Annotated in this window: 29 protein-coding genes and 1 pseudogene; 8 read left to right on the plus strand and 22 right to left on the minus strand. The window is 30.6% G+C overall.

What is annotated here, in order from left to right:
• Positions 1–23: 23 nt before the first annotated feature.
• From DPIF8902391_RS11565 to DPIF8902391_RS11620, 12 genes are all read right to left on the minus strand, one after another.
• A complete protein-coding gene (locus tag DPIF8902391_RS11565; protein WP_145993679.1) occupies positions 24–590 on the minus strand; it encodes a hypothetical protein in 567 nt (188 codons plus the stop codon).
• A complete protein-coding gene (locus tag DPIF8902391_RS11570) occupies positions 517–1,017 on the minus strand; it encodes a hypothetical protein (protein WP_145993680.1) in 501 nt (166 codons plus the stop codon). Before DPIF8902391_RS11570 ends, DPIF8902391_RS11565 begins: the two co-directional genes overlap by 74 nt.
• A 7-nt stretch (positions 1,018–1,024) precedes the next feature.
• Entirely contained in the window at positions 1,025–1,618 is a 594-nt protein-coding gene (locus DPIF8902391_RS11575; protein WP_101915796.1) for an N-acetylmuramidase family protein, read from the minus strand.
• Entirely contained in the window at positions 1,618–1,875 is a 258-nt protein-coding gene (locus DPIF8902391_RS11580; protein WP_101903554.1) for a hypothetical protein, read from the minus strand. The genes DPIF8902391_RS11575 and DPIF8902391_RS11580 overlap by 1 nt, the downstream gene beginning before the upstream one ends.
• A gap of 75 nt (positions 1,876–1,950) precedes the next feature.
• Positions 1,951–2,418, minus strand: coding sequence for a hypothetical protein (locus DPIF8902391_RS11585; RefSeq protein ID WP_101915797.1), 468 nt, complete (start codon positions 2,416–2,418; stop codon positions 1,951–1,953).
• 101 nt (positions 2,419–2,519) lie between these two features.
• Positions 2,520–2,897 (minus strand): hypothetical protein, encoded by a 378-nt coding sequence (locus tag DPIF8902391_RS11590; RefSeq protein WP_172505915.1) that lies wholly within the window; start codon positions 2,895–2,897, stop codon positions 2,520–2,522.
• Between the two features lie 16 nt (positions 2,898–2,913).
• Positions 2,914–3,084 carry a hypothetical protein gene (locus DPIF8902391_RS11595; protein WP_158508505.1) on the minus strand — a complete coding sequence of 57 codons (171 nt, stop codon included), beginning with the start codon at positions 3,082–3,084 and terminating at the stop codon, positions 2,914–2,916.
• On the minus strand, positions 3,081–3,392 hold the full coding sequence (locus DPIF8902391_RS11600) for a hypothetical protein (protein WP_101915799.1): 312 nt from the start codon (positions 3,390–3,392) through the stop codon (positions 3,081–3,083). Before DPIF8902391_RS11600 ends, DPIF8902391_RS11595 begins: the two co-directional genes overlap by 4 nt.
• Position 3,393: 1 nt before the next feature.
• The gene (locus DPIF8902391_RS11605; RefSeq protein ID WP_101917422.1) at positions 3,394–4,044 is read right to left on the minus strand and encodes an AAA family ATPase; all 651 of its coding nucleotides are present in this window, start codon (positions 4,042–4,044) and stop codon (positions 3,394–3,396) included.
• Positions 4,044–4,913, minus strand: coding sequence for an ATP-binding protein (locus tag DPIF8902391_RS11610; protein ID WP_144430014.1), 870 nt, complete (start codon positions 4,911–4,913; stop codon positions 4,044–4,046). The genes DPIF8902391_RS11605 and DPIF8902391_RS11610 overlap by 1 nt, the downstream gene beginning before the upstream one ends.
• A gap of 25 nt (positions 4,914–4,938) precedes the next feature.
• Entirely contained in the window at positions 4,939–6,960 is a 2,022-nt protein-coding gene (locus tag DPIF8902391_RS11615) for a hypothetical protein (RefSeq protein WP_172505916.1), read from the minus strand.
• Between the two features lie 82 nt (positions 6,961–7,042).
• Positions 7,043–7,246, minus strand: coding sequence for a hypothetical protein (locus DPIF8902391_RS11620; RefSeq protein ID WP_058884420.1), 204 nt, complete (start codon positions 7,244–7,246; stop codon positions 7,043–7,045).
• An 88-nt stretch (positions 7,247–7,334) separates the two neighbouring features.
• Between DPIF8902391_RS11620 and DPIF8902391_RS11625 the strand changes: the two genes are divergently transcribed.
• Complete coding sequence (locus tag DPIF8902391_RS11625) at positions 7,335–7,766, plus strand: hypothetical protein (protein ID WP_172505917.1); 432 nt, start codon at positions 7,335–7,337, stop codon at positions 7,764–7,766.
• 780 nt (positions 7,767–8,546) lie between these two features.
• Positions 8,547–9,251 (plus strand): hypothetical protein, encoded by a 705-nt coding sequence (locus DPIF8902391_RS11630; RefSeq protein WP_172505918.1) that lies wholly within the window; start codon positions 8,547–8,549, stop codon positions 9,249–9,251.
• 16 nt (positions 9,252–9,267) lie between these two features.
• On the opposite strand, the gene DPIF8902391_RS11635 is transcribed toward DPIF8902391_RS11630, so the two are convergent.
• Together DPIF8902391_RS11635 and DPIF8902391_RS11640 are read right to left on the minus strand one after the other, a co-directional pair.
• A complete protein-coding gene (locus DPIF8902391_RS11635; protein WP_172505919.1) occupies positions 9,268–10,023 on the minus strand; it encodes a LytR/AlgR family response regulator transcription factor in 756 nt (251 codons plus the stop codon).
• 9 nt (positions 10,024–10,032) lie between these two features.
• On the minus strand, positions 10,033–11,049 hold the full coding sequence (locus DPIF8902391_RS11640; protein ID WP_172505920.1) for a sensor histidine kinase: 1,017 nt from the start codon (positions 11,047–11,049) through the stop codon (positions 10,033–10,035).
• A 243-nt stretch (positions 11,050–11,292) separates the two neighbouring features.
• Here DPIF8902391_RS11640 and DPIF8902391_RS11645 point away from each other — a divergent pair, with 243 nt between their 5' ends.
• The 6 genes from DPIF8902391_RS11645 to DPIF8902391_RS11670 all read left to right on the plus strand — a co-directional run bounded on the left by DPIF8902391_RS11645 (position 11,293) and on the right by DPIF8902391_RS11670 (position 15,033).
• Positions 11,293–11,787 carry an RNA polymerase sigma factor gene (locus DPIF8902391_RS11645; protein WP_058885264.1) on the plus strand — a complete coding sequence of 165 codons (495 nt, stop codon included), beginning with the start codon at positions 11,293–11,295 and terminating at the stop codon, positions 11,785–11,787.
• A gap of 3 nt (positions 11,788–11,790) precedes the next feature.
• The gene (locus tag DPIF8902391_RS11650) at positions 11,791–12,441 is read left to right on the plus strand and encodes a hypothetical protein (RefSeq protein ID WP_058885265.1); all 651 of its coding nucleotides are present in this window, start codon (positions 11,791–11,793) and stop codon (positions 12,439–12,441) included.
• The gene (locus DPIF8902391_RS11655) at positions 12,438–12,923 is read left to right on the plus strand and encodes a hypothetical protein (RefSeq protein WP_172505921.1); all 486 of its coding nucleotides are present in this window, start codon (positions 12,438–12,440) and stop codon (positions 12,921–12,923) included. The genes DPIF8902391_RS11650 and DPIF8902391_RS11655 overlap by 4 nt, the downstream gene beginning before the upstream one ends.
• A gap of 286 nt (positions 12,924–13,209) precedes the next feature.
• Positions 13,210–14,304 carry a peptide chain release factor 2 gene (prfB, locus tag DPIF8902391_RS11660; RefSeq protein ID WP_058885267.1) on the plus strand — a complete coding sequence of 365 codons (1,095 nt, stop codon included), beginning with the start codon at positions 13,210–13,212 and terminating at the stop codon, positions 14,302–14,304.
• A 17-nt stretch (positions 14,305–14,321) separates the two neighbouring features.
• Positions 14,322–14,675 carry an arsenate reductase (glutaredoxin) gene (gene arsC / locus DPIF8902391_RS11665; protein ID WP_172505922.1) on the plus strand — a complete coding sequence of 118 codons (354 nt, stop codon included), beginning with the start codon at positions 14,322–14,324 and terminating at the stop codon, positions 14,673–14,675.
• A 43-nt stretch (positions 14,676–14,718) separates the two neighbouring features.
• Positions 14,719–15,033 (plus strand): hypothetical protein, encoded by a 315-nt coding sequence (locus DPIF8902391_RS11670; RefSeq protein WP_058885269.1) that lies wholly within the window; start codon positions 14,719–14,721, stop codon positions 15,031–15,033.
• 87 nt (positions 15,034–15,120) lie between these two features.
• Here the strand turns inward: DPIF8902391_RS11670 and DPIF8902391_RS11675 are convergent, their stop codons facing one another.
• From DPIF8902391_RS11675 to DPIF8902391_RS11710, 8 genes and pseudogenes are all read right to left on the minus strand, one after another.
• Positions 15,121–16,092 carry a glycosyltransferase gene (locus tag DPIF8902391_RS11675; RefSeq protein ID WP_172505923.1) on the minus strand — a complete coding sequence of 324 codons (972 nt, stop codon included), beginning with the start codon at positions 16,090–16,092 and terminating at the stop codon, positions 15,121–15,123.
• 23 nt (positions 16,093–16,115) lie between these two features.
• Positions 16,116–16,916, minus strand: coding sequence for a DUF3050 domain-containing protein (locus DPIF8902391_RS11680; RefSeq protein ID WP_058885271.1), 801 nt, complete (start codon positions 16,914–16,916; stop codon positions 16,116–16,118).
• Between the two features lie 69 nt (positions 16,917–16,985).
• Complete coding sequence (locus tag DPIF8902391_RS11685) at positions 16,986–17,798, minus strand: enoyl-ACP reductase FabI (protein ID WP_172505924.1); 813 nt, start codon at positions 17,796–17,798, stop codon at positions 16,986–16,988.
• 73 nt (positions 17,799–17,871) lie between these two features.
• Positions 17,872–19,524 carry a DNA repair protein RecN gene (gene recN, locus DPIF8902391_RS11690; protein WP_172505925.1) on the minus strand — a complete coding sequence of 551 codons (1,653 nt, stop codon included), beginning with the start codon at positions 19,522–19,524 and terminating at the stop codon, positions 17,872–17,874.
• A 597-nt stretch (positions 19,525–20,121) separates the two neighbouring features.
• A pseudogene (locus DPIF8902391_RS12600) lies at positions 20,122–20,741 on the minus strand (CPBP family intramembrane glutamic endopeptidase).
• A gap of 44 nt (positions 20,742–20,785) precedes the next feature.
• Positions 20,786–21,676, minus strand: a complete 891-nt coding sequence (porD, locus tag DPIF8902391_RS11700; protein ID WP_172505926.1) for a type IX secretion system protein PorD — start codon at positions 21,674–21,676, stop codon at positions 20,786–20,788.
• A gap of 103 nt (positions 21,677–21,779) precedes the next feature.
• On the minus strand, positions 21,780–22,985 hold the full coding sequence (gene coaBC, locus DPIF8902391_RS11705; RefSeq protein WP_172505927.1) for a bifunctional phosphopantothenoylcysteine decarboxylase/phosphopantothenate--cysteine ligase CoaBC: 1,206 nt from the start codon (positions 22,983–22,985) through the stop codon (positions 21,780–21,782).
• A gap of 1 nt (position 22,986) precedes the next feature.
• Positions 22,987–23,307, minus strand: a complete 321-nt coding sequence (locus DPIF8902391_RS11710; RefSeq protein WP_058885277.1) for a DNA-directed RNA polymerase subunit omega — start codon at positions 23,305–23,307, stop codon at positions 22,987–22,989.

Consider the following 23,307-nt stretch of genomic DNA (forward strand, 5'->3'; position numbering starts at 1 on the left):
GCGGTTTAAATCACTTTTAAATACTATTTAAACTTGTTTGAAACACTATTTCGTTTACTTGCTAATCTATTAGCATTAGGGGCTGATTTAAAGTGTTTTTGTAGTCTCGCTTCTAGCTGATAATTAACACTTTGTTTAGCTATATCTGATGATTGTTTACTTAACTGTATGGCTAATTTTTCACGATTATCAGAATACTTTTTAATTTCACGTAGTATCCGTGCAGGTGTTATTTTAAAAGCATCACTTTCTTTTAAATTTTTACAGATTACTACCAAATCTTCTAAACGTAAACTTCTGTATTCGTATTTCGATAGTAATTCTACAGCGATTACTTCGGCTTTACCATCGGGCAAAATATTATCAAAATACATAGACACCGCTTTAAATAAGTTTTTGATACCTGTAATTGCTTTGTCTTCATTTATTTTTGATAAAGCCCCTAAACTTGGCGTTCCTACCGTTAATGCTTGGTGCATTGTTAAATTATTATAATGTTTAATAACCAGCCTATTATTAAATGCTGACGCTTCCACCAGCTCCTGAAGTGCTGGCACCGTTTGTTTTGATGATTTCTCTGATAATGACATTTAATCTGGAGTTTATGTATTTTAAATCGGTATTGTCTTGATGAAACTCTTTTAAAATTTCCCAATTTGTTAAAATGAGTTGCCAATTTTGTAATGCAGAAGCTTCATTTGTTCCGTTTATCTTTTTTAAATAGGTAATAATTTGTTTTAAAGCTTTTCCATCTGCTCCTGTAAACTTTGGGGGTATTCCTGTTGTTTTTTCATAAAAACGATACCATTCATCTAGGAATAAAGTATATAATGATTTTTCTTTCACCTCTAAACTGTAAGAAACTTTACCTGTGTATTCGGCTTGTTTATTTGGAATTTCCTTTTCATAGGCGGGTAAAATTGCCCCTAAATGAAGTATTACAAACGCATCAAATTTTCCTGATAAATAGGCGATTCTTAAAAACCGCCCATTACGATAGGTTACCTTCAATGTCATTTTTGATTTAACTACATTGATTAGATAGTTTTTTGTCATAACTTTTCTGTATTTGATTTATATAAGCTCGTTTTAGCTTTTTATCATAGGCATTTTTGTAGTAGGCTCTGCCGTTATAACCTCTTGCAAAACCCTTCCAATCTTTACGGCGAAGTTCATCGCTTAAACCAACCGATTTAATAAAATTCACAAACGCTTTTAACTGTGCCTTTTCGCTGTTATACATGGCATTAATAAAGGTTTGAATATTTGAAAATCCACATAATTTATAATTGAAGCCCATAATTTGAAACTTCCCCCATGATGCCGATTTTAAGGCAGCTTCTCGGTTTAATTTCTCCGCTTCTTGAAGTCTAAAATGCTCTCGTCTGCCACTTATATAACCGCCAGCTCTGGGGTTTGAAATACTAGGGTATTTTTCCGAAAAAACGCCATCGGTAAATTGATGAAATTTATGGCGTTCAAATAAAATAACTGGTTCGCCAGTTCGTAAGAAGCCACCCATAGGCGCTTCAACTTCACATACTGCTTTAATGATAGCGACTTCAACACCTAAGGTTTTAGCCGCTTCTTTAAAATCTTTTTCGTTTATTTTTCTCATTAGTTGAATAATTTATATTGTGATTTATTTTCTAATTCAATTTTTTCTTTTTCCGCAGAAAGCAATTTTTTAAGCTCTCTTTTGGCAGGCGTTCCTAAATACGTGTGGTAGGTACGGTAACATATTTTCCACCGTGGATAAATATGTTGCCAGTACATTTCTTTGTAAGAAATATCTTCGTCTTGTTCTCTTAAATAAAGTACAAGCGTTTGAATTTCAATTATTCTCGTATAAAGGTTTTTATTATTATAAGCCATACCAAAGTTTTATTATATTTGCATTTCTCACTTTGCAAATAAGTTCTTTAGTCTGGTATGGCTTTGGAACTTTTTTTAATTTACGGAAGGTTTTATTCCGATAAAATTATACCAATCGGCAGTACCTACTTTTGTTTTGCTTTTTTCGAATTTGTGTCGCATACTTTTAAATTGAAGAATTAAAGCAGGAAATTCACAAATTTCATAGCTATTTAAAGGCTTTTTTAAAACGCTTTTATTTTTCATAAACACATTGAACTTTTGCCAATCATTGGGTTTATACAAACCGATATTTTGTGCATCATTTAAAATAACGGAGCGCAATCTTTTTAATTCCTGTTGCGTTTGCAGTCGCTGTAATTCTTCTTCTATTGTTATTGGTTTTTTACTTGGAAAAAACAGATAATACAGGGCTTTTAATTCACTTTCTGTAAGTTCTTCAATATCGGAAGTTCTCCTATTGCTTTGCTCAAAAACAGGATACTCTAAACTCGATATGCTGAATTTTGAGTGTAATTCTTCAATCATTTTTTCAGGTTTCATAATTATTATTTTCAAGTTTTATTTGTTCCCTTGGCAAGATTCGAACTTGCTATTATTTTTAAATAATTCACTCCAGTAGTGCAAGGGAAAAGATTAATTAATTATCCTGCGTAAATAGCAAATGTTTCTTTTTGAGTTATTTTCAAATTGTTTTTGGTTAAAAACTTTCGAAGTTTTGCATTTTTTGGAGCTTCCTCAATTACTTTGGCTTCGTCTAAATCCCTTTTAACAAATTCTAATTGGTAACCCATTAGAATGGCTTTTTGTGATTTTGTGCCTCCCACAATATCTTTTACCCGATGGCTGATATACGTTCCATTTTCAAATTTCAATTGAAAAGCCTCATCAAAATCTGCTTTATTCTCTTGTGCATATTTTAATAATTCTGCTTTTAAAGGCTTCATTTTTGCCTGTAAAATTTTAATCTGTCTATCTAATCCTTGATAGTCTTTTGCTGTTTTAATCAATTTTCTATTCATCTTATTTGTATTTAATTTATATTTTAATAATTGTTAATCCTAAGTCGTCCATTGTGCAAAGTTTACTGATATAATAATCTCGTTTTTGCATATTTTGTCGATATGCAAAATGCGTGTCTGGGTGATTTTCTAACCATTTATTTTGCGTGGTTACTTTTACTTCTAAAGCTGATTTTGTAATATTCATAGATTTGCTTTTTTTACAGTTGATTTTGAAAGCTTTTTAAATATTTCGCAGATATAGGTGTCGTATATATCTTGAGCCACATCTTTGGAAACTATCTTATAAAAAGGAGCTATTTCTTTTAAAAAAAGAGCTTCTAAATTCAATAATTCCTTTTGCCACCAATTAAAAAGCGGTTTACATATCAAAGCCTTTTGTAACTCTTTTGATGTTGTTGTTTTTTGGTTACACCATTCAAACCATATATTAAATACCATTCGGTTATACTGGCTTGGTGTTAGGCTCAATAATCGTTGTACTTCTTTTTTCATGCTATCCTTTTTTTAATAATTTAAGATCTCGGGCATCTGCTCTTTCTTGATTGATAATTAAAGGCGTTATTTCATCTGCACCGCATCTACTTTTTTCAACTATTGCTTTAAAATCTTGGATTAAGATTCTATTTTGGCAGTCCCAGTATATTTCATTTGCTACGGCACCTTCTGGATGTCCTTTTGATACATGAGATATAAAAATGAATAGGGTTGTGTCAAATTCTTCTATTAAATTGAAATAATCTGCGGCTTTTTTGCCTCTAAACACATATTGAACACTATCTACAATAACAATTTTTGGTTGGCGTTTTCTGCGTAATCGCAATACCATATCGTCATATTTTTCTTTTTGAAATGTAAATTTAGAGCTCACTACTTTCATATTATTTAATCGTAATGACCTCATAAAACTCATTCGCATACCTTCCTCAGCAGTATTATATAGTACTTTACCCGATTTGGTTAATTCTTTCATAAACTGCATTGCGTATGTAGTTTTTCCGTGCCCAGAATCTCCATATATTAAAATAGAGCCTGACTGTTCCACAACTCCTTGATGCCGTAACCATTCGCCTGTTAACGCCATAGTTTTAAAACTCTTTTTAACTATATCTGCATAGCTGTACGCTTTTTTTACTTTTACCGCCATTATTTTACCTCATGTTTTAAGATTTCAACACGTACCGCTCTTAATGAGCCTTTTGTTTTAGCGTACATTTGTAAGGGTGTAATTGTAGCTCCGTTTGCCTTGGCTACAAGTGCTATTTGATTTATATGAAATTGTTTTAAATCGCTCTCACCAATAGGTGTAACTTTTTTATAAGCATTACCATATCTGTCAAATATTTCAGCAAAACCGACTTTTTTCAAATCTTTTTGTCTTGTCATTTTTTGCTCTAAACCATCAGCCCCCATCATATACCAACCGCAAAGGTGGGTGGTTGCATTTTCTAGCGCTTTTAACTCTAAAAATGCGGTATAATCTAAATCACCAGCTTCATCTAAAATGATTAATGGTAGTTCTGCTGTTCGCAATAAAAAAACTAAATCGTCATAAACATCTGCATATCTTCCTGTGTGAACAACTCCAAATTCTCTAGCAATTTTTCTAAGTAATTTTTGTTTACTTTTTACTTGAGAACAATCGATATACACTGCATTTTTATTATTTTCGGCATAGTTTTTTCCTGCTACCGTTTTACCGATACCCGCATAATCACAAAATATTCTGCAGATTGATTTTTTTTGGCAAGTTTCTAATTGAGTAGTGATGTAATTAAAGGTTTTAGTTTTTACAACTACCCAGGGCGCATTTTCATTTAACTGAACTCTTACAATTCTTGCTATGGAAGTAAGAGCTCCATCAGATAAAACACCTTCAAGTTCTCCTTTATTTACAAAACGAGAATACTGAGAAACGCTAATACCTAATACTCTTGCGTGTTTAACATCGCTTTTATATAGTTCTCTATCCCTGCGAACTGCTTCAATAATTGTTGTTTTAAGACTATTTTTCATAATTATTTAGATTATTTTATTTAGATTATAAATCGTCAATGGCGTTATTTCTTTCAGAAACTTCATCAAAAGCTTCATATTCAAATTCTTCAATTTTGGCAACTGTTTTTACTATTTCTGGAGTAACATCTATAATTGGCATATCATTTTTTATAATAGCAACCCTACGGAGTTGTTGCTCGGTATCTGTTTTTACCATTTTATCAAACTGACTTATATATTTAGTAGCGTCTTGATAGCCTTGAACATCTTTGTCCGTCCATTCTGCATTTGCTCTATTAAAAGTTGGTACTGGCTGACATTCGCAAATAAATAGATCGTTCTGATAAATAAATACTTCGTTAATTTCATTGGTTTCCGTTGGTAAATAGTAGGCATCTACGTTGTAATTATTAGAAGCTAACTGGTTTAAAACTGCTGGATTTTCTAATTGAAACTTTTCATATTGAACAGTTACATATTGGCTACGTCTAATAGATGTTTGCGTTTTAAAACCAATGTATTTGGCTAATTGCCCTCTATCTAATTGCGGTAAATCAGGATTAACGTGATGTATAAAAACATCCATTCTACTCATCCCTTGGTATTTCTTTTGATTTGGATGCAACTGATTGTTATATTCTAATTGCTCTTGTAAATCATTAGCAACAATAACTTTATAGGTTTCTTTTGAAAACTTATAATTGTTGTTTTCTGCATCAAATATTTTCTGTGAAGTAGTTCTATTACTATCGCCTCGTGCATAAAAACGACCAACACCCTGGTTGTTGTTTTTTTCAACACCGTACTTTTTAGTTCCAATTAAACGTTCTGCATATTTTTCTTGAGAATTTGTAGGATTACACCAGCGTACAAATGGAAAGATGTTTCCTGCTTTCATTAAGCCGTCTTTAAAATCACTTACTAAATGATGTTCTACTTCCATTTGCATTGGAACTCCTAAACCTTTATTACTTGTAAAACGGAACATATCACGAATACAATCCAAGTATAAATCATGGTTTTTTTCAAGTGAGTGTGAAATACCAATCATTGCTCCAGATAAATCATCAAAAGCATAATATGCCATAACTCGTTTACCATTGTGTAACTTGGTATGCATAATATCCCTATCATCTAAAGTAATTTTACTCATAGAGTAATTTGGAGCCGTACGGTTAACGTGTGGACGCTGTTTATGATTAAAGTCATAAGCACCGTTACGATATTTTTTAATTAGTAACTGATTTCTTGGTAAATTGATGTAGTTCCAAATTGTTGATTCTGAAATTTCAACAGGAGATTCGTTTACATAAAAATCTTCTCTATTAAAAATCTCTCCTGTTTTATAATCAACAACTTCAATAGCACCACCTAAAAACTGCAAATACAAATCATGTACTACCGATGAATAGGGCTTGCTTGGTAAACAATATAAACTTACAATTAAGCTTTCAACATCTGCGGTAACTCTTCTAGAGTTAATTGAGCCTTCTCCGCCATGTATAAACGCCCCGTAGCTTTCTTTTAAATATTTATCGTAACGTCTTTTTAACGAGCGAGGATTGTTTGGTAAACTACATTGCCATTTATCAGTATTAATAGCATTAACAGATTCGCTTACACGTTCCCAAATTTTAGTTTTCTGCTTTCCAAACTTTTTAGCTAGAACTCCTTTTTCTGTAAAAATGCTTGTAATAGCATTTAAAATCATGCAGTTTGTTGCTTTTTCTCGTTGCTTTTCAGAAGATAATGACTTACCGCTAGGGGTTCTGTGTCTTGTAAAAAATTTCGTTGCTTCAATATCTGGAACTATATATTCTTCTAATAAATTAACAACCAAAACTTCTTTTGGATCTCCAATTCTAGCAAAACAAATTTCTTTGTAAATAGGGCTTAAATCGTGAAAAGAAACCCAAGCTTCATTATCTTTTCCTCTACCTTCTTTTGTACGAACTAACTTTCCTCTGATACAATTCTTTAAGTAAGAGTCATAAGACATCAACGCCCAATCCTTATACAGTAACCTTGCGGGTATTGATAATATGTTGTTTTGGTATTGATACATGAATTAGATTATTTTTTAGACCCTGCCCAAGACTCGAACTTGAGTGTATGCCTTTCAGGAATGATTAATACTGTGAGATTTTCTATTGATTTACAGCCGCTTTAACTGCTTCTTTCACTTGATTTTCTAGCCTTTTATAGTCTTTTACTATTTTATCAGAAGTTGTACTGGTTCTATCGCCACGGATACTCATTGTTATAAAACGGCGACTTACTCCGTAGTCTTCTATTAGCTTATCGACAACATCTCTGTTTAGGATGTTTCTTTTTTTCGTAGGTTTGTCCATTGTTTTATTTGTTCTTTATTGAGGTACAAATACATAAACAATTGTCTAACTTAGGCAAATTAAATTTAAACTATTTTCTATTTTTATTATGAAGGCAATTGAAAGGGTTAAGCAATACATTAGTTTTAAAGGATTTAACAATAGTAGTTTTGAAAAAAAAAATAACCTATCTAATGGGTACATAGCTATTCAAATCAAAAGAAATGCCGATTTAGGGGAGGGAATACTCGTTAAAATACTAGACAATTGTCTAGATATGAACCCTAATTGGCTTTTAACAGGTCAAGGCGAAATGCTAAGGAGTGATGTCGGTTTTATTAACCAAAATGTAACGGGTAGTAATGTTACTATGGTAGGAGGTTCTGTTGTTGGTGGTTCCGTGAGTACTAACAATAATGAAAATGAAACAGTGGCACTTAAAAATGATTTAAATGCTTGTAAAAAAGAACTTAAAGAAAAAGATGAAGAAATAAAAAGGCTTAAGTCACAAATAGATAAGCTATTCAAAATGATTGGATAACATGAGTAGGAGTGTCGGCTAATAACAGTATAAAGGTTGTTTGGCGTAGGCTATAAAGTACATACTAAGAACCATTACTATAAGAGTAACAATAGGTGTAAATATACAAAAAACAGGCAACGGGCTATTAATCAATTGTTTACACCAAAATTAACGCTATTAATTACGTCGTTACACCCCTGTTATAAATCGTTTTTAAACCTTTAAAGCCTTAAAAAATGACGTTATAGTAGGTTTTCAAAGTTGTTTTTTCTTGTTTTCTGTCCACCTAACTGTCTTTCTAACTGTCCTCCTAAACTAAAACAGCCTATTTAGTACCATTTTTAATTTAGTAGTTTTTGGGCTTATTAATTTAGTTGGTTTGTTAATTGCAAAACGCCTGTGTAGCTTGTTAATATTGGTTGTAAGAGGTTTTTACAATGTAAAGAAGTACAAGAAAGTTTTAAATTTTTCTTAAAAATAGAGAAAGTCTTAAAAATAGCTATTTTGGTTAATTTTGTACTTTTCAACTATTTTTAAGGTTTTTGTAAATAGCTAAGGTTTTAAATAAAAATTAACATATTAAATATTAGCTGTAAGCGCTTAATTTAGTCCAGAGGTGTTAGTCGTTATAAAAACAACAAAAACCCCACATATAAGGTAAATAGTGGGGTTTTAATGTATGTAAAGTTAAAAAACAATTACGTTTTTAGCTGAGTAATAAAGGTCCTCTTATTTTAAATATTAATTAATAGGCAAATTAATTAAGGTCTAATTAATGCTAAATGATGATAAGTTCGTTTGTATCTTTTGTTTTATGGGTTATATATTTTATTATCAAAAGAATCGATTATAGAATATCCTACTTTTTTTAACGATATTATTGATAATAAACTTAATTATGAAATGATTAAAACAACTATTTTTAATCATATTCAACCAACAGAAACTATTATAACAGGCGAACATGGCGACCAACTTTTTGGTAGCGATAAACTTAAATACCCTATTCTAACAGGTGATGCTTTTACTCCTTATGAAGATATTTTAGAATTTATTATCTCCAGAAAATTAGGTACCGATAAATTTACAAATCAAATTATAGATTTTATAGCACCTGTAATAAAAGAATCACCTTTTAAAATAATTTCGCTATACGATTATATGTGGTGGTTAAATTTTTCATTGAAATGGCAAACAGTATCAATGAGATTAATTTATGGTTTAGAGCGTAGTCATGAAGATTTAGAAACAACTGTTTTTCACTTTTTTAAAAGCAATAGTTTTCAAGTTTGGTCTCTTGAAAATCATTCTTCAAAAATTAAAGAAGAATGGAATACTTATAAATATATTGCCAAAGAATTTATTTATGATTTCCATAAAGACCCTTTTTATCTAGAGAAAAAAGAAAAAGAACAATCTTTAAAAGAAGTACTAGTTAATAAAACTAATTTTTCAGCATTAACTTTTTCTAAAAAAATATTTAATCAAATAAAAAACAACTGATTATTTACACTCAAAATCAATCAATCCAATTTTTAAAAGTTTTTACTCGTTCTCTGCTTACTATTATTTCTGATTCATCATAAAAATGTAACATTAATTGTAAGCGAGAATTTGTATAAGAAATAATGTCTTTTATCGCATTTATATGGATAATAAACGTTCTATTTACTCTAAAAAAATATTCAGGATTTAAATGTTCTTGCCAATATTCTAACGAATTATCTATTAAATAATTTCTATTTGCATTGGTATGAATATACGTTGCTTTATTTTCGGAATACAAACAAACAATTTGATCAATAGGTATTATTTTTATATGTTGCCCTACTTTAATGGTAAATCGCTTTTTAAACTTTCTATCAACAGGATTTATTAATAACTTTCGAATAGCATCAATATTAACTTTTACATCTGATTTTTTAGGTTGATGCTCTTTAAATTTATCAACAGCAACCTTTAATTCGTCTTGGTCAAGTGGTTTTAATAAATAATCTATCGAATTTAATTTGAATGCTTTTAATGCGTATTGGTCATAAGCAGTTGTAAAAATAATAGCTGATTTCACTTCAATTTCTTCAAAAATTTCAAATGATAATCCGTCAGATAATTGAATATCTAAAAAAATTAAATCAGGGTGTTTATTGTTTTGAAACCAATTAATAGATTCTTCCACAGAATGTAACATCGTTTGCGCTTCAATATTTAACTCAGAAAGCATTCTTTTTAAACGTCTGGCAGCTGGTTTTTCATCCTCTATAATAATAACATTCATAAATTCATTCTATTTTGTTAATAGCGGTAAACTTACCGTAAATGTTTTATTATTATTTTTAATTTCTACAGATTTTTCGGTAATTAAAATATATCTATCTACAATATTTTTCAAACCAATTTTTGTGCTTTTACCTATATTTTCTTTAGGATGTAGCGTATTTTGAATTTGCAGAAAATCACCAGCTTCAAAAATGTGTATTTCTAAGGGTTTTGTTGATGAAACTACATTGTGTTTTACCGCATTTTCTAATAATAATTGCAATGACAATGGCACAATTTTTAATTCTGGATTACTTACCGAACTAGGAATATTAAATTCTACGGCATCTTCAAAGCGCATTTGTAAGAGTTCCATATAAGTTCTTGCAAATTTCAATTCTTCTTCTAACGGAATTAACTCTTTATTTCGCTGTTCTAAAACATAACGATACACTTTTGATAATTTTGTAGTAAATTTTTCTGCTTGCTTCGGATTTTCACCGATTAAAGAAACCAACACATTTAAACTGTTGAATAAAAAATGAGGATCTAATTGGCTTTTTAAACTTTCAAATTTTGCTGATGCTATTTTTGCTACAATTTCATGCTGTTTTGTTTCTTTTTTTACGGATGCTTTCCAGTTTTTCATAAAACCTCTAGCGTGTAAAAATGCGGATATTCCCAAAGCAAAGATTATCCAAAATAAATGTACCCAAATCATTTTTGTAGAAAAAAAGTACTGCGGATTTTTATTCTCTAAAATGACAAACAAAAAGTAGTGAATTGCCAATATTACAGGAATTATATATAAAACAGTTGCTATAATACCCGCCCAAACACGTTTATTTGTTTGTGCAATCCAAGACCATTTCGTATTCAAGTAATCATTTAAAAAAATATTTCCTAAGCCTAATCCAAAAGAATAAATTGCTGAAATAAAAAACGTTAAACCAATGCCTTTTAATGTAAATTGCTTGTTTATCAATATAAAAAACACCCCCGAAATTAAGGTGATTTTTAAACAAAGAAATATGCCTTTTTTCATGTTTTGTACTATTATTATTTAAATTATTTGGTTATTATTATTTCAGCGATAAAAAATAATACAATTATAAATACTGCTATTATAAATTTCATACGTTATTTTTTTAAGTGTTAATTTCTTACAAAGATGCTTTTTAAATAACTTTTACAATATTAAAAATAACTGAATCGTATTTTTATTGGGATGAATTGTAACAAATTGTATTTTTGAGCTACTTATAATTTAACAACTGTAAGAAACTTAGTGAAAAAGGAACTAGAAAATAACTTTTTATCTGATTTTGAAGCAAATCAAAATATTGTGCATAAAATTTGTAGGCTTTATACTACAAATCAGGATGCGCATAATGATTTGTTTCAAGAAATAACCATTCAACTTTGGAAAAACTACAGCAAGTTTAGAGGTGATGCTAAATTTAGTACTTGGATGTATAGAGTTGCTTTAAATACCGCAATTTCTTTATACAGAAAATCAACAAGAACTGTAAAAACACACGATATTACCGACTACAATTTTAAAATAAAGGCAGAGGACTATGACGATACGCAAGAATTACAATTAAAAGAATTATACAAAGCTATTCGCAAATTAAATGATATTGATAAAGCGCTTATATTTTTGTACCTAGAAGACAAACCCTACAAAGAAATTGCTGTAACCTTAGGAATTAGTCAAGTAAACGCTCGGGTTAAAATGACTAGAGCAAAAGATAAATTAAAAAAAGTATTAAACCCATAACCTATGGATTTAGATAAATATAAAACAGCATGGAATAATCAGCCTGAACAAACAAATCAAGTTTCTAAGGCGGCTATTTATAAAATGGCACATGCAAAATCATCGTCTATTGTAAAATGGATTTTTATTATTGGAATATTAGAATTTTTATTTTGGATATTGTTAAACTTATTTACCGCTAAAAGTAAGTATCTCAAAATTTACGACTCTTTTAATTTAACCTCATTTATTGAAATTTCTTACTACATTCATTATGTTGTAATTATTGGTTTTTTATATGTTTTTTATAAAAACTACACCGCTATTTCTGTAACCGATGGTACAAAAGAACTACTTCAAAAAATATTTAAAGTTCGAAAAACAGTTAAATTCTATGTTTACTACAACCTATTAACTTTTATTATTTTAGCTATTATTGTTAATGTTTTTATTTTTAGCGACTTAAATCACTTAAAAAAAATACTAGAAACAAACAATGCAATTATAGATGAATCAAGCCTGTTTACAAGCATGCTGATTACTCAAATACTATTTCTATCATTATTTTTAGGATTATTCTGGTTATTTTATCAATTACTTTATGGTATTTTATTAAAAAAATTACTTAAAAATTACAAAGAATTGACTAAGTTTGATGAAAAAAAAATATTATGAATAAATTAACACTTATTTTTTCGCTTTGTTTATTTTCAATAAATAGCTTTTCGCAAGAAGATAATTTTTTTAACAATGTTCGTTTTGGTGGTACTTTTGGTTTTAGCGTAGGCGCTAACTCTACAACTTTATCTATTTCACCTAGTGCTGTTTATGATTTTACTGACGAATTTTCATTCGGAGCTACTGCTGGGTATTTATATAATAAGAGCAAAGATGCTAGTGCTAATATTTATTCTGCGGGGATTGTTTCTATGTTCAGACCAATACCTAGCATCGAATTTTCTGCTGAATTGTTACAATCTTATATTAATAAAGCTACAAATAGTATTAAAGAGAACTACAGCTACCCTTCTTTAAATTTAGGAGCTGCTTATATAAAAGGAAAAGTAACTTTTGGTGTTCAATATGATGTATTATACAAAAAAGACAAAAGCATTTACGCAAATGCAATTTCTCCTTTTATAAGAGTCTTTTTCTAAACACTCAAACACTATTTTTTTTACAACCTATTTATATTGCTATTCGCAAGAATCGAGAAGTTTACTATTTTCACTTTTGAAACCTGTAAGATGCTCGATTTTTCTTGTTTAACGAATGCCCTAGCCCCGATTGAAGCAGTTGTTTGAGCTCCTTTTTTGATTTTTTTCAAAAAAGAGCGAGTGCGGAAAGCGGGAAATAGCTCCAAAAAATTACCTTAATTTCTAAAACTACAGTTTTAAATATATTTCCATTTTTATCTATCATTTTAAAATGTATTTTTGCAAAATGGTTACACAAGAACAGCTTAAAAATATTACAGAACGAATAGGCAAGTTAAAAGGGTATTTAGAGATTGAGAAGAAACTGATTGAAATAAGTAATGAAGAAGAAAAAACAGTAGATCCTGACTTTTGGAATCATCCGAAGCAAGCCGAAATACTGCTAAAAACATTGCGTGTTAAAAAGAAGTGGGTACTTGATTATCATACCGTTATTTCGCTTAATGAAGACCTTGCTGTATTGTACGATTTTTATAAAGAAGGTGCTGTTGACCAAGAAGAAGTGATAGCGCAGTTTGACAAAACAATTGCTTTTTTAGAAGATATTGAGTTTAAAAACATGCTTTCTGATGAAGGTGATAATTTAAGCGCCACCATTCAAATTACTGCTGGTGCTGGCGGTACTGAAAGTTGCGATTGGGTAGAAATGCTTATGCGCATGTACACTATGTGGGCCGAAAAGCAAGGTTTTAACTTAAAAACACTCAATTATCAGGCGGGTGATACCGCAGGAATAAAAACGGTTACTATGGAATTTGAGGGCGATTATGCCTTCGGATGGTTAAAAGGCGAAAATGGCGTGCATCGTTTGGTACGAATTTCACCTTTTGATAGCAACGCAAAACGTCACACCACTTTTGGCTCGGTATATGTGTATCCTGTGGCAGATAACAGCATTGAAATTGATATAAACCCTGCCGATATTGAAATTGTTACCGCACGATCAAGCGGTGCTGGTGGGCAAAATGTAAATAAAGTGGAAACAAAAGTGCAATTAACACATAAGCCAAGTGGTATTCAAATTCAGTGTTCAAATTCTCGTTCGCAGCACGATAATAGGGCGACAGCTTTAAAAATGTTAAAGTCGCAATTGTATGAAATTGAACTGCAGAAAAGACGTGCTACTAGAGAAAATATTGAGGCAGGGAAATTAAAAACCGAATGGGGAAGTCAAATTCGAAATTATGTAATGCACCCTTATAAATTAATAAAAGATGTACGTACAGGGCATGAAACAGGTAATGTTTCGGCGGTTATGGACGGAAATATCAATCCGTTTTTAAAATCGTATTTAATGCTAAACGGACAAAAAGAAAATTAATAAAAAAAGCTATTAAAATGATACAAATATACCACAATCCTCGTTGTTCAAAATCTCGTCAGGGAGTTGAAATTTTAGAAAATTCAAAGAAAGAATTCGAAGTTGTAAAATATTTAGAAAATACTCCTTCTGAAAAACAATTAACCCAAATTATTAGCCTTTTAAACATCGCACCTATTGATTTGGTTCGTAAGAATGAAAAAATATGGAAAGAAGAATTTAAAGAGCCATTTAAAAACAACGAATTGTCTGACTCTCAAATTATAAAAGCAATGCTTGATCATCCTAAACTTATTGAGCGCCCAATTGTTATTAACGAAAACAAGGCTGTTATTGGTCGTCCGGTAGAAAATATTTTAACCATTATTTAAATAAAGCAATCAAAAATCTAGTTAAATAAATCACCCCCTCACAATGAAAAAAATAGTATTATTTACCTTTTTAGTATTCACAACAATACTAACATCAAATGCTCAAAACAACAGTTCGTATGTTAAGTTTACCGAGGCACAAATTACCTCAGCAAAAAAAATTGCAGTAGAAAAAATTGCCGTAGAAGTTTCATTCAATAAAGGCGTTGAATACGAAGGTAAAAACTTCTGGTTTGTTACTACAAAAGACGATAAAAGTTATTATTTTAATAGTGATAAAAACTTTAAAGATGTCATTTATATTGAAGAGTATTACAACTCTTTAATGGAATATATTATTGAAGAAAGTGATTTTTAGCCTCAAACTTATTCAATTTTATCACAAATAAACAAACAGACCTCACAGGTTTTAAAAACCTGTGAAGTCTTATATTTTACTAAAAATTTATATTTTAAAGATTGATTTTAAAAATCCCAATCCATAACCTGTAAATTGCACCAAGGTTGTTAATTTACTTTTAGCAGCAATATTAACACTCTTATTTTGCCTGTAAGCATCTATAAAAATTGCCGTAAAATAACACAGGTATAATATAAAAAATTGGCAATATCCGAAGGATAACAGCAATAAACTCACCAAAAAACCGATTATAAATACACTCGGAAACCAATAGGTTAATTTTGCTGATTCAGGATATTTTGCATTCAAAATAGGGCGGGCAGTTCCAAAGGCAAATGTTTGTTTAAAAAATTGCTTAATTGTACTTCGGCGTTTATGATACACAAATGCTTTTTCAATAAGTTGAGTTTCAAAACCATTTTCCCACAAACGAAAGGTTAAATCAATATCTTCACCAGCCTTCATTCTCGAAAATCCAGCAGTTTTTATAAAGGCTTTTTTTGATATTCCTAAATTAAAACTCCGTGGTTGAAACTTTCCCAATCCTTTTTTCTTACCTCTAATTCCACCTGTTGTTAAAACCGATGTCATCGAATAATTAATAGCTTTTTGTAAATCGGTAAAACTACTATGAGCAGCATCGGCACCTCCAAAAGCATCGGTATATTGTTGTTTTAAACCTTTTTTTACTTCGGATAAATATTGTGTTGGCAAAATTACATCGCTATCTAAAATGATAAAATAAGTACCACTAGCACGTTGCATCCCAAAATTTCGGCTTGCTCCTGCTCCGCTATTTTCCTTATAAAAATAACGGATATTCAAGCGATTCTTGTAGCTCTTTACAATTTCTTCGGATGATTTTTCAGAGCCATCTTCAATAATAATAACTTCGAAAGCATCTTTTAAATCATCTTTTAAATTCTCTTGAAAATCTTGCTTTGTAAGGCTTTCTAATAATTCTTCAATTTCTTTTGGACGATTATAAACAGGAACTATTATTGAAAATTTTAACATCCTTTTTTAAATTTTACAGACTTTTAAGCTAAAAAACCTGGATTAATTTGTTTTGTAATCCCACTCCAAAGATTAATACGTTTTTCTAATGATTTTTTAGCATATAGCAATACTTCTTCCCATTTTTGGGCATCATTACCACATAATTCTTCGATCATTTGTAATGATAAAGGACCGTGCTCATCGCCATCTAACTCAATATGTCTTTTTAAATAATAGGTTAATTTACTATATGTTGTACTTTCTTCTTCTTCGGTGTTTTCTTCGGTGTTTTTAACAATTTCTAAAAACATATCAGGTATTACATCCTCTCTACCAAAGGTAAAACTAGCGGCAATAATATGTGGTTTTTCGGTAGCAATTACTTCAAAAGAAAACAATACAAAATCTTTTACTTCTGGTAAAACAGCTACCTTATTTAAAGCTTCTTCTATTGTTGTGCCCCCTAGAATAGCATCGATAAAATCAGAAATTTGAGCGGTATTTGCTCCCGCCTGATTCATGGCATCAATATACATTTCAAAATGACTTTTAGAAACGCCTAATTCGTTTACATCGGTTTCTTCGCCTAAAACTATTTCATTAATAAACCGCGCTGTATTATGGTTTGCCACAGGAAGCCAAGGCAAAGTGGTACAGGTTAATTTTTGTTGCAAGGCTTTTAATAACGACATAAAATCCCATACCGCAAAAACATGCGATTCCATAAAAGTTTTAACATCTGTAATATTTTTTAAAGAATCGTATAACCCGTGTTCTTTTAACTGTTTTCTTAAAGAAGCTAAGTTTGCTTCTATTTGGGCTAGCTGTAAATTATTGTTCATAATAATGTATAAATAAAAAATGCAAATCTAACGATTTGCATTTTAATATATTTTGTATGCTTGTTAAAGTTATGCTTCTGTAAATTTATCCATTACCGCCGTGCTAACGCCCATATTTGAAAATCCGCCGTCGTGAAATAAATTTTGTAAGGTTACTTTTTTTGTTAAATCTGAAAACAACGAAATGGTGTAATCGGCACATTCTAAAGCGGTCGCATTTCCTAGTGGCGACATTTTATCAGAATAGGAAATAAATCCATCGAAACCTTTTACCCCTTTTCCTGCTCTAGTTGGCGTTGGCGATTGCGAAATCGTATTTACACGCACTTTATGATCTTTCCCAAAAAAATAGCCAAAACTACGAGCAATCGATTCTAAATAGGCTTTATTATCAGCCATATCATTATAATCAGGAAAAACTCGCTGTGCCGCCATATAACTAAGCGCTACGATACTCCCCCACTCATTCATGGCTTTTTTATGATACAAAACATTTAAAACCTTATGAAAAGAAACCGCAGAAACATCGGCTCCTTTTGCTGTAAAATCATAATTAGGATCGGTATAATGACGCTTTTTACGCACATTTACCGACATCCCGATTGAATGTAAAACGAAATCAATTTTACCACCTAAAATTTCCATTGATTTTTCAACTAAAGCCGTTAAATCGTTCATTGACGTTGCATCGGCAGGAATAATTACCGCCCCTGTTTTTTTAGCCAATTCATCAATATTTCCTAAACGCATTGCCGCAGGTGCATTGGTTAATACAAATGTTGCGCCTTCTTCACAGGCGCGTTCGGCAACTTTCCAGGCGATAGAATCCTGGTCTAAAGCTCCAAAAATAATTCCTTTTTTTCCTTTTAATAAATTGTACATTTTTTATGTTTACTTTTTTATACTTTCTATTTTATTGAAAACTCCAATTCAGTTTGACAAATTTTATTTTATTTTAATTCAACAATTCTTTTGCATGAATTAGCGCACTTTCAGATACCTCTTTTCCGCTTAACATTTCTGCAATTTCAATAATGCGTTCTTGTTCGGAAAGTAATTTTAAATTAGAGGTTGTTACGCCGTTTTCTTCGCCTTTATATACTTTGTAGTGTTGTACTCCTTTTGCCGCAATTTGAGGTAAATGCGTAATGGTAATTACCTGCATTCCTGTACCCATATCCTGCATTATTTTGGCAATTTTATTAGAAACTTCCCCTGAAACTCCCGTATCTATTTCATCAAAAATAATGGTTGGAAGCTGTATGTTTTCTGATAAAATTTTCTTTACCGATAACATAATTCGTGATAATTCTCCACCAGAAGCCACTTTTTTAAGCTCACCGAAATTCCCACCTTTATTTGCTGAAAACAGAAATGATAATACATCTTTTCCATTATAAAAATAGCTATCCGACGGAATTAATTCCATTGAAAAACGCGCATTTGGCATTCCTAATTCCGTTAATAAATATTCCAATTCTTTCTGTAATTTAGGAATCGCCTTATTTCTAGATGCTGTAATTAAAACCGCAAATTCATCTAATTTATTTGTTACTGCTGTTATTTCTAAATTTTTAGCAGCAATCAAAGCGTCCGCATCATCTACCTGCGCTACTTTTTCTGATAATGATTCAAAAATAACCAACAATTCAGCAATAGAATTCACAGAATGTTTCTTTTGAAGATTGTAAATTAATTGCAAACGGTCGTTTAATTCTTCAACTTCATTTGGGTTAAAAGCAACCTCTTCATTCGCATTTTCTAATTCGGCAACAACATCATCAAATTCTAATTTTAAACTCGTAACTCTATTCGTAATTTCTTGGTAATTTTTAGCGTATGCACTTATTTTTTGCAAGCTATTTTCTAAGGAATACAGTAAATTTTGAACGCCAATTTCTTCATTCGATGAAACAGCTAAGGCCTCCGATAAATGCAGTTTTATTTCCTCTACATTATTTAAAGTATGTAATTTTTCTTCTAAAATTTCTTGCTCGCCTATAACTAATTCAGCTTGTTCAAATTCATTGAATAAGTGTGAATTGTAAGCATATTGTTCTTTTGACTTTAGAGTTTCTTCTTTTAAAATTTTTAATTCTTTAACTAAAGAAGTATATTTTTTCATCCCTGTTTTGTAGGATGTAACCTTGGTTTTATTTTTTGCCAAGGCATCAATAATCGAAAATTGAAAGCTAGTATCCGACAATTCAGCAGTTTGATGTTGCGAGTGAATGTCGAGTAATTTTATTTTTAACGCTGTTAAAATTGATAAATTTACAGGCGTATCGTTTACAAAAGCCCTTGATTTTCCAGAAGGCAAAATTTCTCTACGGATAATAGTTTCGGGCTCATAATCAAGATCAAATTCATCAAATAGATGCTGTAAAGAATAGCCTTCAACAGCAAATTTGGCTTCAATAATACATTTTTTATCGGTATTTTTTAAGGAAGATAAATCGGCACGGTTTCCCATTACCAAACCTAAAGCGCCTAGTAATATGGATTTTCCTGCCCCTGTTTCCCCAGTTATGATTGATAAACCTTTTGTAAAATCAATCGATAACTGATTGATTAACGCGTAATTATGTATGGATAAATGTCTAAGCAAAATCGATTCTTTAAAAAAATAAAAGTACGAGTTTTTAATGAATTAAATTACTTAAAAAAGAACAGATATATTCCTAGTCTTTTTACGTCGAAACAGCCTGTTTTGTAAATATAAAAATTATTTGAAGCTATTTCCCGCTTTCCGCACTCGCTCTTTTTTGAAAAAAAATCAAAAAAGGAGCTCAAACAAAGCTTCAATCGGGGCTAGGATTTTTTGCTATATTTTAATAATTCAGCTTCATTTTATACGCCTGTTAAATAAGATAAAAACTATCACTCGTTATAATGCTTTTTTTCCTTTATTCTTCTTTTCGCTTCTCTTACGAGCGGAATGCTTACGCTAGCAGATTACCTAAATGGTTATCAAAAAGAACTTCAAATGTTCTTCTCAATTTAGTAAAAGTAAGTGATTTTATATTTTAAAATAAAACTCTTTGTAATCTTAAACAAAAAACCACAAATTTATATTGTGGTTTTTCTATTTTTAATATTTGTTAAACTTACTCACACTTGGCACAAGCAAGATACTTGCGCTAGTGGGACATATAGCCTTGGCCTATCGGCAGGCCATATGCTTAGTTATTAGCCAACGTTTTTATTATATTAAATTCAGGATTTTGGGAAAAAATATTATTCCAATATTATATGATGCATGAATTATAATAGGAATTATTACTTTTTTATTTTTAACATAAAAGATACTACAAGTAATTCCTAAGATTAATAAGCTAAGAAATTTTAATGGATATAATATTTGATTAATGTGGATAGAAGAGATGAAGTAATAATAGCAACGTATGGTCTATGTTTCTTCAAAAGTCCTTTCAGAATAATTCCTCTGAAAAATAATTCTTCATAAATAACTCCAAGGAAAATACTTTCAATTAATAAACTAATCGTTATCTCATATTGTTGAGATATTTTATTACTCAAAATAAATTGATATATATAATAAATTGTTCCAATTGTAACGCCTAACATCGTAAATTGGATTATTTTCAAAAAACTACACTCTAAGTCTTTAAGTTGAAAAAAGTAATTGTTAAATAATATAATTATTATTACTAGGATTAGAAGATGGCTTATAAAAGATGTTGTATTAAAATCAAAGTTCAATAATTTAACATTAATAAAAATCAGAAATAATAGAATTCCATATAAAATAAAGGTCATTAAAATAGATTTAGGAATTGTTAGGTCTTTAAAAAATCTATTCATAATACTTGGATCCAATGTTTGCTAACTAATAAAGATTACAAACCTTATTTAATAGTTTTCCATTTATCTTTATAAGTAGGCGCTATTTTATTTAAAACACTAAGCATTTTCTGTGTGTTTTTTGCTGGTTTTCCATCCGAAAAAACATTTGAAATTTCATCTGCCTTTGCATCTAAAAAAACACGAATCATATAATTTCCAATAGAAATATTATGTAATTTTTCTAAGGCGATTACATTTTTTTGAATCGTTTGTTTTGCTAGTTCTTTATCTGCTGAAAAATTATCGAAACCTTTTCGGTGATACTCATAAAAAACACTACGTAAAGGACTAAATTTTGAAGATAAAAAACCATCAATCAACGCAAACCTGTTTTGTTTTCCTATTTTATTTTGCCAAGCACTTTCTCCACTAGACTGTGCTTGTAACATCATATTTTCTGCGGTTTTCAAATAATCCGTACCTCCTTTTAAAGCAAAAGTATCGGCATCAATTCCTAAAATAGTATAAACATAAAATGCAATGGTCGATACCAAGTTAGAATCGTAGGTGTTTGGGTTAAAAATTAAGGGTGCAAACTCACTATATTTAAAATTAAAATTGGTGTCGTTAATATTTAAAATAGGCGTTGCATAACTTGAATTATACACAGGTCGGGTAGCTTGAACTTGAAGGCTTGCAGTAAAATTATTCGAATTTTGTTCGCTGATAATAATGGTAAACGCACAATTAATACGCTCTTGTTGCTTAAAAGTTTTAGTCGTCCATTGGGTTTCGTTAATAAACGCCGTTACTGATTTTTGAAGTGTTTGATAAACTTGCTTATTACTACTTTGAATTTTATCGGTATTTATAGTTACCAAAGCATTTAACTCTTGCGATTGCAAGCTAAAAACGGCTGATAAAATAAAAATTAAAAAGAAAAACTTACGCATCTATTATCGTTTTAATTATTGTTCGTTTGAATATAGCTTAAAATTATTTAGCATTCAAAGTAATCAAAATTATTTTAAAAAAATACGCGTTGTAACAATTTTATTAAATTCTTTTAAGAACTTCGCTCATAATATCTGCTGATACTGCTTTTTTTGATTTCAAATCAAAGGCTTTTTCGTTAAAATCAGCATCAATAATGGTTATTTTATTGGTATCGGTAGCAAAACCTGCGCCTTTATCTTTCAGAGAATTCAACACTATAAAATCTAAATTCTTTTTGATAATTTTAGCTTTTGCATTTTCAACTTCGTTATTGGTTTCTAAAGCAAAACCAACTAATAACTGGCTTGTTTTAATTTCTCCTAACGACTTTAAAATATCTTTGGTAGCTGCTAACTCAATTACTAAAGCGGAATCTTTTTTCTTTATTTTTTGAGTAGCAGTATTTTTTGGTTTATAATCAGCCACTGCGGCAGATAAAATAGCAACATCGACCTCCGCAAAATATTGATGACAGGCATCGTGCATTTCTTGGGCTGATTTTACATCAATTCTATGAATAAAAGAATGATTTACTCTTTGGTGTGATGGTCCTGAAATTAAATAAACCTCAGCGCCTAAATTAGCGGCTGTTTTAGCAATTTCAAAGCCCATTTTTCCTGAAGAATGATTTCCTATAAAACGAACAGGATCAATTGCTTCGTAGGTTGGTCCTGCGGTAATCAGCAGTTTTTTCCCTTTTAGCGGTAATTTAGAAGCGATATCTTTTTCAATAAAAGAAACGATATCTGCGGGCTCTGCCATACGTCCTTCACCAACTAATCCGCTTGCTAGCTCACCAGAAGTCGCAGGAATTAAAATATTACCAAAACCTTGTAACGCATCTAAACTATTTTTAGTCGATGGATGAATATACATATCCAAATCCATGGCTGGCGCAAAATATATTGGACATTTTGCCGACAAATAAGTTGCTAACAACAAGTTATCGCAAGTACCGTTTGTCATTTTCGACAAGGTATTTGCGGTTGCTGGAGCAATAATCATAATATCTGCCCATAGCCCTAAATCAACGTGATTATTCCATACCTCATTTTCATCTTCTTTATCATAAAAAGTTGAATAAACAGGGTTTTTAGAAAGTGTAGAAAGTGTAAGCGGGGTTATAAAATCTTTAGACGCAGGAGTCATCACTACGATAACTTCTGCGCCTGATTTTATAAATAATCGAACTAAATTGGCTGTTTTGTATGCGGCAATACCTGCGGTAATACCTACTAATACTTTTTTACCATTTAATACAGACATATTATTCAGCGTCTGGAGTTCTAAAATATACATCACCATTTAACCACTCATCTACTGCAATAGCGTGAGGTTTTGGTAAACGTTCGTAGAATTTAGAAACTTCAATTTGTTCTTTATTTTCAAATACTTCTTCTAAACTATCGTTATAAGTAGCAAATTCATCTAATTTATCAACTAATTCTTTCTTTAAATCAGCATTAATTTGATTCGCTCTTTTTGCTATAATTGAAATAGCTTCATAGATATTCTCTGTTGGAGCTTCGATAGCTTCTTTATTATAAGTAATAGTACTTAAGGGTGCTTTCGTTTCTTTATAATCCAT

Origin of the sequence: Tenacibaculum finnmarkense genomovar ulcerans, from assembly GCF_900239495.1 — a bacterium.
GTDB classification, from domain to species: Bacteria; Bacteroidota; Bacteroidia; order Flavobacteriales; family Flavobacteriaceae; genus Polaribacter; species Polaribacter ulcerans.